This window comes from Leptothoe sp. EHU-05/26/07-4, from assembly GCF_043421015.1.
Classification (GTDB): domain Bacteria; phylum Cyanobacteriota; class Cyanobacteriia; order Phormidesmidales; family Phormidesmidaceae; genus Leptothoe; species Leptothoe turfae.
The window spans coordinates 31,442-43,079 of record NZ_JAXSQV010000008.1 but is presented as its reverse complement, the minus strand read 5'-3'; the positions used below and the strand labels follow the sequence as shown (position 1 = coordinate 43,079).

Below are 11,638 nucleotides of genomic sequence, written 5' to 3'. Positions count from 1 at the left end.
GGCCTCTCCCCATGGCTCAAATTCTACCCAAACTAACCCCCTTTTTATAGATTACGCAAAAACTTACACTAAAAATAGTCTGCTGAATTTGAGCTATCATGAAGCTTGAAACTAGAGCGTTTTGTCGATTTCTTGGTGTTGGGTGGCAGATGGCACGACGGATTAACCCAAAATGTGTGGCTTGTGCTCAGTTGAGTGTGGCCATGGCCAGGCAGCTCCATGGGGCGTCTGGTGATGGTTGCTGGGTGGAAAAGCGATGTCATCGGCGACGGTCTCACTATCGGAATCGGCAAGGTTTGAATGAAAAGCGGCGGGTGGAGTATCGCCAGCAGGTGGCTGCAGCCAGGGCAGATGATGGGGTGGAGCGAATTTCGTTAGAGGTGGTGGCGAGTTCGTTGCCCTATGCAAATTTGTATATTTGGCGGGAAAAACGTAAGGATGCGCCGGTCCATGCGATCGCAGCTACCGTTATCCAAAACGGTCAAAAAGTTTTAGAAGTAGAGCCCATCCACTGCGCCGGATACCGTAAGCGTCAGCTAGAACGCTACATGGAACAGAAGGTAATGCCCTATTTGAAAGAACGTTTTGGGATAACTCACTTTTCCAATGAGATTCGATTGGAGCCCATCGAGTGTCCCCTTAAGGATTGTCCCTTGAAAGAAAGTTTCGACTCTGGCGGGGGAGTGGATGATTGATGTGCGTCAGCTAGAGCTGGACCTCGGGGATGCCTTTGAGGAGGCGGTGGATATGCCAGAGGAGGCGAATATTTTAGAGCTGTGGCAGCAGTTTGAGAGAGTGATGGCAGAGTTGCCCTGGCGAGAGCAGTTGCGGATGGGTGGGGACGTATTGGCGCAGTTGGCGGAGATATGTGAGGCAAAGTCCGAAGTTCTTTGGGAGGACTGGCAGGATGCAAATAATAGTGATGGACCTGTGATGGATGGGGACTGGCTGCGAGGATTAACGCGGCAGACTCAGGAGATAGACTTTTCTGAGTTAGTGCGGCGGTCAGATAATTATTCTGCACAACAGCCAGACGATATTTCTGATGGTGGGTCTTTAGTGGTTGACGTGGATAAAAAAGCGATCCTGGCGCTGGTGGATGAGCTGACCTTTGAGGAAACCAAGAAACAGGCGTTGTCGGTTGCTCATTCCGAGGACGTATCAGCTTGGATTGCTGCCATTTCAGCTAAACGCAAGTTGGCCCCTCAACGGTTAATAGAACTACAGCAGCAGTTACGGATGCCGTTGGTAGAAGTTTGGATCGCGGCACTGCTCGGAGGGTTTCAGTTGGAACAGCGGGGAGAATTTTATGAGACAGAAGAGATTTGGATGAGTGTACCTTGTTTGAATAGAGGAAAAGGGTAACAAACCCGCCACAGTGAGGCATCTCTCAATGATTATCTATTTCTGGTAGTGGCACGGGTTTATCCCCGTCCGGAGATTTGCATACCCTATTTTTTCTCCAGTCCTGAACATACAAACAAAGTTATTCAAATATGCCAAACACAGTGGCATCTGTGCAAAACCCTGAACGGCTTAAGCGTTTTCCTATGATCGAGGATGTACGCCAGCGTGCGATCGCACGGCTTCCAGACGCAATTCGGGGATTTCTTGAATGTGGTGGTGATATCATCGTTGATATTCTGACCGATGAACTTCTCAACAACTTACAACTACTAAGGATTGAATCTACCTCAAGTCTTCAACAATCAGTAAGTAACTCAAGCAGCCAAAGGAGCTATCATAACCAGTTACCTACCAGAACAAAAGGACTCCAGAAATAGGGAGAGGCTAACTGCGGGTCTTGCATAAGGGCTAGCTGCGCCTGACGAAATGCTTCGGCTTTAGTAGTCTCCGGTTGAGCCAGGGCCTTATAAAACTCAGCCATAAAGGTGGCTGCGGCCTGGTCATTAATGGCCCATAGTCCAGCTAAAGTGCTGCGCACCCCAGAACGGATCGCCGTACCTGCAATGCCTAGCACCGCTCGACTATCACCCGCTGCGGTTTTACAAGCACTAAACACCAATAACTCTACTGGGGAGAGGTCGCTGCGGTTTCGAGCTTGCAAAACTCGACTCATTTCCTCCATGGTAAGCTTTTCATCCCAGGTGAGAATAAACGTATCCTCGACGGTTGATCCAAACTCGCCATGGGTGGCAAGGTGCACCACACCTGCTGGGGCTGTTTTGAGGCTGTTAAGAAGATTGGTCTTAGTCAATGCTTGGTTGAACAGCACCTGGTTGTTAGGAATTTGTGTGGTGACCTGTTGCAGTTCATCAGGCACAAAAGGTAGGGCAGAAAAACCAGAGCGAGCTTCACTTAGACCCCCAGCCAGCATTGCTAACCCTTGTCGCTGTAGAGGACGTGGCTCTAAGAGACTCAGCCCAGGTGAGAGAACGACATTGTATTTCTCGATCAGATATTGCTCACCGTCATGCAATGTGGTCAGGGGTAATGTGCGCAAGACACCATCAGCGACAAAGACCAGGCTTTCAATGTTTTGCTGAGCGAGATAGTCCTCTGCGGGACCCAGGATCCAATCATAAACCTGTTTAAGCTGGTCAGTGGTGTGAGGTCGTCCTGCCCGAATGGGTGATGTGAACGAGCTAAGTAATTGTCGAACCATTTTTTCAATCTCTGCAGAAGCAACGGATTGACTGTAATGTTGAATGTCATCACCCACGCTGATGATGACATCAAGCTGGTCATTGAGGAGAATGGGGTAGATGATGGCGGCGGTTGGATCCACTTCATCCGCCAATACAGGAGACCCTTGGATACAGGCATCCTGGAAATAGTCATTGACTTCAGCGACCTGCAAGTTCTCGATGAGTTGCCTAGCGTGTCTCAACTCGTCTTTCATAGGAGAGTGACTGCCATTTGTCTGGAGTAGAAGTTTGACAAACTCGCGATAAATGGGCTCAATATCATCCCGGAACGTGAACTGGACATCATCGCTACTAGCGATCAGATCTTTCCGTAGAATCTCCAGAGCCTCAATGGCAGCATTGTAAGCAGTAATGGCTTGGGCACGTTTTCCTTGGGTTTTTTGCAGACGCCCTAGTTGTAAAGCCACAGGATATATCACTTCGGGGGCTTGGAGTGTTTGGGCCTGGCGAAATGCTTTTTGAGTGAATGCTTCAGCTTTATCCCACTGTTGTTTTTTCCCATAGAAGTCTCCCTGATAGCCGAGCAGGTAGGTCTGAGCAACAGTATCTTGTAACGATAACGCTTGCTGATTCGTACGATTGAGTAACGTGGTTAAACTCTCAGAGGCACCGGAAGATAGATTGTGTTGCAATAAAGTATGGATGAGATATAGCTGAGCGTAAATACTCTCTCTGCTGGCAGGGAGATTTGACAGTTGGAGCGTCGGTTCTAGATCAGCCCAAAGTTGCTGCGCTGCTTTGGGTTCTTGCGTTACCAGTAGTTGAAACTGACTTACACTGGCCTGTAGCTGATCGAGGGCCGTGGGAGCTATCTCCAAGGCTTGTTGGTAATAGGCAACGGCTTGGTCAGGGCTGGTTGGATTCGTGTGGCCTAGATTCAGTAAAATTTGGCTAACAAGAGCAGGTTGTTTCAGGTCTTGGGCAATGGCCAGGGCTGCTTTCAATGTTTGCGTTGCTTGGATAGTGTCACCACTATTACGTAAACCGTTTCCGAGGGTGAGTAAAGCAGTAGCTTTGAGGAGGGAGGGGGGCTGCTCCGCGAGGCTATTAGTAATTGTAGCCAGCAGTGGTTGGGCCTGACGATATAGGCCGAGAGACTGTAATGCCTGCGCCTGATTTAGCCGTGCTTGGAGATAGCCGACAATATCCTCAGCGTTACGATAGCTATCTGCCGCCTGTTGCCAATCGGTAATGGCCGCCTGGGCATTACCTTTGCTGAGGTGTAGATTGGCACGAGTATTGAGAATTTGGGCAATGATCTGGGGGGTGGCGTTGTCGGAAGTTAACAGTTGTTGGCTGGCGCTCATAGCAGCATCTGCCTGCTGCCAGTCGCCTAGTTGATGGTAGACAAGCGCTAGATTACTGAGGGTAGATGCATAGGTTAATGCGTCATCCCCTTGGGTAAGGATAGTTGCAGTTTGGCTCCATAGGGTGGCGGCTTCTGTGTAGTCAGTTTGATAGTAGGCTTGGGCAGCTTCCTGCAAAAGTGCATTGAGAAAACTGGTCTCAGAGGAAGAACCTGTTGTTAGGCGAATGTCACCATTCGAAGCGACAGACCATGCCTGGGCTTCTTGGAGAGTTGCATTGGTTTGTGGTGTTTGGTCAGTAGTCAGTCTGCCGAGGTCGGGTAATGGGGAAATGCCTGTGGGCTGACTGGTCGGTGTGATGGGCAAACCGCCGCGCCCGGTTGCTACAAATTGAGCTTGTCCTTGTCGATCGATGGAGCAGGCGTTGGCAATTTGGTTGCTGGCATCGGCCAGGTTTGCGGGCAGTTCGGTGGTACCCCTAGCTGGATCAAGATTGGGCGAGTCAATCTCAACGTCACCGTCTACACCAAATCGTGAAGACGCAGAAAACTCTCGAAATTCTGTTCCTAAGAGAGAATTGGCAATGATGTTGATATTCCCACCATCACCCCGATCGGCATTGGCAATGATTTGATTCAGACCTTCGGGAGCCGCTACAAAAAAGTCGGTTTGGATGCTAATATTCCCGCCATTACCCGTACCTCCTGGATTTTCGGCAGAGATGCGGGACTCATCCCGGAGCAAAACTGCATTCGGGTTCGAAATGGATATATTGCCCCCATTAGCATCCTCTCTGGCATTGGTGGAAATCTGGCTGCCGTTACGTAATCGGAGTGTGTCTTCAACATTCAGGGTAATGTTGGCTGCTTCACCTGCGATCGCATCCGCACTCAAAAAGCCACTATCTAACACAATATTGTTGGCCGTCACCCCAATGTTTCCGGACTCCCCTGAAGTTTCGCTGCTAACAGAAATCTGGGCGCGATCGCGCAACACCAGTTCAGGAGTTTCAATCTCAATATCCCCTGCATCGCCCATTCCTGGTGAGTTAGCGAAGATACCACTAGGTAAACCCTTATCATTAGCAACAAAGTTAGACTCTTCTTCTGCAGATAGTTCGATTTGAGCATTTGAGCCCGCTAATGTAATTCTCTCACTAGCCCGGATTATGACATTACCTCCCGGACCATTCCCCAAGGTGGCCGCTGAAATTTGACCACCGTCTGCCAGGCTCAGTTCAGCCGTGTCAATCACAATGTCTGCCCCTGCTCCAGTCGCATTCTGGCTGAGCTGGGTGAGAATGCGACTGGGCTGACCGTCCGGCAGTGTTCCTTGCAAAACAATATCTTCTTCAATATTCAAGGTAATGGTGCCACTAATGCGAGGTCCATTGATATCAGCCTCAGGTTCTGCCACACCAGCGTCAATAGCAGAGCCGTTTTCAACAATCAGACGTCGAGCATTAACTAAAATATCACCACCTGTTCCTGACGGGCTGCTCTCCCGCACTGCGCTGGCAATTGAGGTTCTGCCAGAGGCTTCGGTTGTAGTCAGAGTGACGGTATCGCTAGCGTTAATCACCACCGCTCCACCCTGGCCCTCACCCAGAACCGTAGCACCAATCCTTACCCCGATAACGGTTAAATTATCTGTGGTAATGTTTACTGTCCCGCCTATTGCATTCCGGCCACCGTTACCCACAGTAGAATCAATTCCAGGTGTACCATCACCCAGACCTCGAAGGCGAGCCTGATCTTCAAGCAGAATGCTGCTAGCTCGGATATTCACATCACCTGCTCGGGCTGTACCATTGGCGACGCTATTAACCGAGGCACTTGATAGCAGTTGAAAAGAGTCACTCTCAAAGGTGATATCCCCGCCTCGAACCGGACCATCATGATTAATTGAAACCCGCGCCTCGCCCTCTAAAATTATCTCCTGAGCCAGGAGAGTAATATTACCTGGCGCACCTGACTCGTTAGCTCGAGAGCCTGAATCAATCAACGTTCTGGGTGCTCGCTGCGACCTTTCAGGTCTGCTTTTATCAGGCTTTGGATTGCCAGCGCTATTCCCGCGACGTCGATCGTCGAGTTCTTCTCCCCCCTGCACCAGAATACGATTCTCGACATCAATTAAAATATCGCCTGCTCTGCCACTGCGAGGAGTCTGTGTAGAAATATCGCTGCGATCGCTCACATTAAGATTATTTGCTCTGATGGTAATATCCCCACCATTACCTAAAGAGTTATTCCTAAACTCATTAACAATTTTAGAATTCTGAATAATTTGAATATCTCCAGTCGCATCTAAGATAATCTCACCAGTTTGACTTTCAGGTGTACCTGAATTATCTCTGATACCAGTTTCTAAGACACTCGCTGTCAGAGTGATGTTTTGGGCGGTAATGAGAATGTCTCCATTCCCTTCAAACTGGTTGGAAATTCTGGCATCATCCAAGGTGACATTTGCCCGATTCACACCAGTTTGAAGGCTAACAACATCCTCAGACTCCACTGCATCAAGGTTTAGGGTTAACGTACCTGGGCCAGATAGTCCCCCCAACACCACTCGTCCTCCCTGCACTCTAAAGTCTGCCCCATTAATGGCAGTAACATCTCCACCTACTAAGGCCAATGGATGCCCTGTCCGCATCCTGAGCGATGCTCCATCTACCGTAATGGCTTGCGGATTAGCTCCAAACTGTAGTCCGATGGGGGTACTCAGGGTTAGTATTGGGGGAGCCTGTGGATTAACGGCACTAAAGCTATTACCACCTGGGAAGAGAAACTGATCAGCAGTAGACACCACCAGGGAGCCATTTAGATTTAATTCGGCGTCAGGGCCAAACACTACACCATTTGGGTTTAAGAAAAATAGATTGGCTACGCCATTAACCCCTAACAAGCCATTAATATTAGATAGCCGTCCTCCAGTCACTCGGGAAAAAATATTTTCAACATCAGCTGGATTAGCAAATCGCACTTCCTGATTGGGGTTAACGTTGAATTGATCAAAGCTATGAAACAATGTGGTGTTGCTCTGTGTCCCTCCCTCGATCACGACATTAGGTAAAGTGCCTGAATCAGCTCCAGTTGGAACAGTCGAAGGATTTGGCAAGGTACTATCGGGCACAATTTGAGCTAACCCTGGCTTTTGGGGGAGTAAGATACAGATAACCAGCAATAGCAGCCGTAGAGTAATGACCGGTACATTAGCGCAATCTTGACTCAAGAGTAATTTATGCAGTACGGGCTTTAGTCCAAACATTGTTTCAAAACTGTAGGAGTTTTAGGTCGATTATCTATCTATCTGATTATCTCAGATAAATCTTAGGACTTTAAAGAAGTATTACAGTCAGGTGCTTCACGGTTGGAGAAAATATGAAATAAACGAGTTCGGTGCATCGTTGCACCGAGATGAGTAATGCAGACTCAGTAATAAGGCCTAAACTCACACTGAGCAAAAATTGTGCTCTGCATCAATCTCTTGCCATGATTACAATCACCGATTCTTCCAAAACCTGAATAAATCTGAATATTTACCTGAACAATCCTGCAGCATTCAGGATTGTTTGCACTAAAAATATCGGTAGTCCTTAAAGAGTAAGGATATCGACGATGGTATCTGACTAAAAACAATAAACTCAGTTCTATGTATGTTTCCCTAGTCTAGGGTTGGGCTATAAGTTGTGTTTGAGTTCTTTTAGGACAGTTACGATACTGTTTCTTTCAGCACCTGAATAAACCTGAACAATTACCTGAATAAATCTGAATGTTTCAGGATGGTTTCTGTTAAAGATTTTAGCGATATTGAAGATGTCCAAACGGGGACAAGACTTACTAGTCCCTTCTATGCCCTTTATTACACTCATTGGTAGTTTTTTAATAACGAAACAGGCCAAAGATAATGCAATAACAGTTAGCAGATAAATTCTGCAACAATCATCAATTCTGATGATTGTTTACGATGTTGTATCAAATCTTTTTCAGGCCTAAAGTAGTCGTTTTGATCTAAAAGAAACTGCAGGTTTCAACCTGGATGTGGTTTAGGCATTCTACCCAAGTTGTTCTTTCAGGGAAAATTTCAAAGATGGCTCAAATCATCAATGTCAGCTCACCTAACTCCAATCAAGCCTATACAGTGGGCGATATCATTACCATTAATGTTGAGTTTGACAACCCTAACTTATTTGTAAATGGAAACCCACGACTTTTATTGGAGACTGGCACCACTGATCGATTTGCTAACTTCAGCGGCAGAAATGGATCCAACACATTACAATTCACTTATACTGTTCAGGCTGGAGATGTCAGCTCTGACTTAGACTATTTCTCAACAACAGCTTTTGATCTCAGTGAAGGATCTATCGGCATCATTGAGTCTCCCGATATTCCTGATTTGACGTTACCTACTCCAGGAGAGGCAGGATCTCTGAGTGCTAACAATGATTTAGTCATTGGTAGCATTAATCAAGCCCCCAGTGCAGTAACTTTGACCAATCGTACTGCTGCTTTACGGGAAGACACAGATACGACCACTCGCATTAAGGTTGCCGATATTAATGTTACCGATGATAATTTAGGCACCAACACGCTTGGACTCACAGGGACTGATGCCGCTAATTTTGAAATCGAAGGTACTGAATTATTTCTAGTCGCTGGCACTAACCTGGATTTTGATGTCCAGTCTGAATTCAACATTAATGTTTTTGTTGATGACCCCACCGTAGGGGGCACTCCAGATGCAATTGCAGACTTTAACCTCAGTGTTAATGACTCAGGGTTCGACTTTCGCAACCTCACCCTAGGAGACGGTTTTAGTAATGTGGGGCTGCTTTCGGCAGAATCACAAGCTCTGATCAAGACGGCGTTTGACCTGCCCGATTCTCTCGGTCTAACCACCTTTAACCCACTCTCAGCTGCGGCCAATGGTGATTCCGTGGGAGCTGAGGTATTAGCTGATTTGGTGTCTTTGCAAACCCTGATTGTCCAGACTGGGGAGACCCTGTCAGGGGCGTTACCAGATAAGTCACCCATGACGCTGCAGCTCACGACTGCCATGACAGCCCTTGAGGTGATTCAACCTGAGGCAGAAGCCGGAAATGCTGTTGACTTGGGTGATGTTGATACGGTGAAGACTATCCTTGAGGCAACGGTCACCAACCTTAAAAATCAGGATCCTTCGCTCGATTTAGACACTGTTAGCAACAATAGTACTGCCATCAGTGAGGTGATTGCGGCCAGTACGGGAGAAATCTTAACTACGGCAACCAATAACTCTCCTCAGGATGCAGTAGTCAACATCTTTCAGGCCCAGCAAGTTACCCAAAATCAAGTCGCCAATGACCTGGAGGCTGCTGTTGTTGGGACCAAAACTTTTGATGATGTGATTACTGAAAATACTGGCACCAATCTCGATACCCAAATTGAGTCAATTGCGACTAATCTTATCCCCATTGCCGTCGATGATGTCTTTGCCTTAACCAGTACTGACTCGTTTGCGGGTAATGTGCTATCGGATAATGGCCAGGGTTCCGATTTTGACTTTGAGGGCACGTCCCTTACAGTCATTGCTGCCAATGACAATGATACGCTGATCGGAAACCCAATACAGCTAGACTTTGGTAATTTAACCCTCAATAGTGATGGTAGCTTTATCTATACTCCTGATAGCTCCTTGGGAAATGGGGTTGTAGAGGATAGCTTTACCTATACAATTGCTGATGGGACCGGTGCAATCGATACGGCCACTGTCAATCTGAACATTGCCATTAGTGGTCCTAGTAATGAATCTCCCGTCGCTGTTGACGATATTGCAACGGCCAATCAAAGCCTCAACAATCCTAAGACTATCCTGGCATCAACTCTCTTGGCGAATGATACCGATGCTAACGGTGATGGCCTGTTGATCACTGGAGTGACAGCAAATGCCGTCAGTAGGAATGGCAAGACAGTTGGCACAGTGACTCTGAATGATGACGGCAATATTATTTACACTTCGACTAATAAAAGATTTAGCGGTGTTGCTACGTTCGATTACACAGTCAGTGACGGTGAACTTCTGGACACTGGAACGGTCAAAGTACGAGTTGGCAAGACCCAAAACGGGGGCAATGGGAAAGATATCCTGACCGGAACATCTGGAGACGATATTCTCAATGGAGGCAACGCTCCAGATAGGCTCTCGGGCGTTGATCAACCTTCACGCAATCCAGGAAAAGGTGAATTTGATATTTTAACGGGCGGTAATGGTAGAGATACCTTCGTACTGGGGAACGACAAACATGTTTTCTATCAGGGTATGGGTGATGCTGATCTGGCTGTGATCACTGATTTTGGACGTGGTCCAGATCAGATTCAACTTCAGGATCTGTCTTCTGTGTCCAACCAGAGCTACGACTTTACCTTTGTCGAGGACTTTAACGGTCTGGGGGCAGGCACGCAAATCAGCTATGTAGGACTCGATGACCAACCAGATTTGATTGGTTTTGTTCAAGATGCCAACATATCTGTTGCCCAGGCGCAGTTTGTTTAACCGATTGACCAAGACAAGTTTTGCTATAGCTAGTTTTGCTATAGATACTGGTGTTGTCATGGTTCTAGTTGTCTTTAACTATCTGCAAAAGATCAACCTGGCATCGAGTTGAGTTTTCTATGGGCGATTAAAGCGAGTGTGGATAGTTCCATACTCGCTTTTTCTTTCCCAACACCTGAATAAATCTGCTTTTTTCCTGAATAAACCTGAATAAACCGGGATTTTTTCTGTTGTTGCCATTGGCGATAGTGGATATATCGCACAATCCACTATCGTCGCTGCGGGAAAAAATTAATGAGTATAAAGTTTACACAGGTCTTCACATCATGTTGTGCTGCGCTGATGGCAGCCACAGTATTTACCCCAGGTGCAGAGGCTGCCAGTCTTTCTAAAGTGGCCTATGAGCAACAGCTAGGCCATCGCTATGGGCTCAGCTATGCTCAATGGTCATTATTTAATCGACTGGCCACCAATCAAGAGGGAAGTGCCATTAGTGATGCCGCCCTTAACCCTGTCAGTCTGGACGATGTTACCTGGGAGACTGGGGTAGATAACATTGAAGTCTTCTTTATTAATGAAGGAGCTGCTATTAGGAGCCAGCTGTTCTATTCAACAGATGCTGGCCATCATTTAAATACTATTTGGAATGATATTGCCTCCCCCTATAGCTTAATCCCTGAGGCCGATGGCCCCTTATCGCTTGGCCAGGGAAAGAGTTTGGGGGCAATGCCTAACGGTACCGTTGTCGATTTCTTCTTACAGGCTGATGGCAACCTGTTTGGTATGGATGCTAGTAAAAATCCTGATGGTGAAGCCCATATCGCTAGCTATAAATCAGGTGAATTTTTACTCTTGGGATTTGAAGATCGCATAGGTCGTCGCAATGATCGTGATTTTAATGATGTTGTTATTGCGATCAGAGGGTTTAACAGCCCAGCAGCCGATGTGATTCCCACTCCTGTGGTTACGCCTCCTGTTACGCCCCCTGTGCTGCCCGCTGTTACTCAATCTGTAATGCCTACGGTTTCTGAGCCTGCAACTCAATCTGTGCCTGAACCTATGGGCACAGCCGCTGTCTTGGGTATGGGCCTATTTGGGTTAATGTATCTGCATCGTCCTTAGACACAG

General features: G+C 47.3%; 5 protein-coding genes. 4 read left to right on the top strand and 1 reads right to left on the bottom strand.

The genetic code is table 11. The features are described from left to right. Window positions 1-98 precede the first annotated feature (98 nt). Window positions 99-695: a hypothetical protein gene (locus U2F10_RS33650; RefSeq protein WP_490794532.1), complete on the top strand. Its 597-nt coding sequence runs from the start codon at window positions 99-101 to the stop codon at window positions 693-695. Beyond that, a complete protein-coding gene (locus tag U2F10_RS33645) occupies window positions 688-1,365 on the top strand; it encodes a hypothetical protein (protein WP_163659712.1) in 678 nt (225 codons plus the stop codon). The genes U2F10_RS33650 and U2F10_RS33645 overlap by 8 nt, the downstream gene beginning before the upstream one ends. A 376-nt stretch (window positions 1,366-1,741) precedes the next feature. Here U2F10_RS33645 and U2F10_RS33640 read toward each other — a convergent pair whose 3' ends face one another. Then, on the bottom strand, window positions 1,742-7,243 hold the full coding sequence (locus U2F10_RS33640; RefSeq protein ID WP_499874564.1) for a CHAT domain-containing protein: 5,502 nt from the start codon (window positions 7,241-7,243) through the stop codon (window positions 1,742-1,744). A gap of 822 nt (window positions 7,244-8,065) precedes the next feature. Here U2F10_RS33640 and U2F10_RS33635 point away from each other — a divergent pair. Together U2F10_RS33635 and U2F10_RS33630 are read left to right on the top strand one after the other, a co-directional pair. Next, window positions 8,066-10,510, top strand: a complete 2,445-nt coding sequence (locus U2F10_RS33635; protein WP_499874563.1) for a cadherin-like domain-containing protein — start codon at window positions 8,066-8,068, stop codon at window positions 10,508-10,510. 342 nt (window positions 10,511-10,852) lie between these two features. Beyond that, complete coding sequence (locus U2F10_RS33630; RefSeq protein ID WP_163698968.1) at window positions 10,853-11,632, top strand: DUF4114 domain-containing protein; 780 nt, start codon at window positions 10,853-10,855, stop codon at window positions 11,630-11,632. Window positions 11,633-11,638 lie beyond the last annotated feature (6 nt).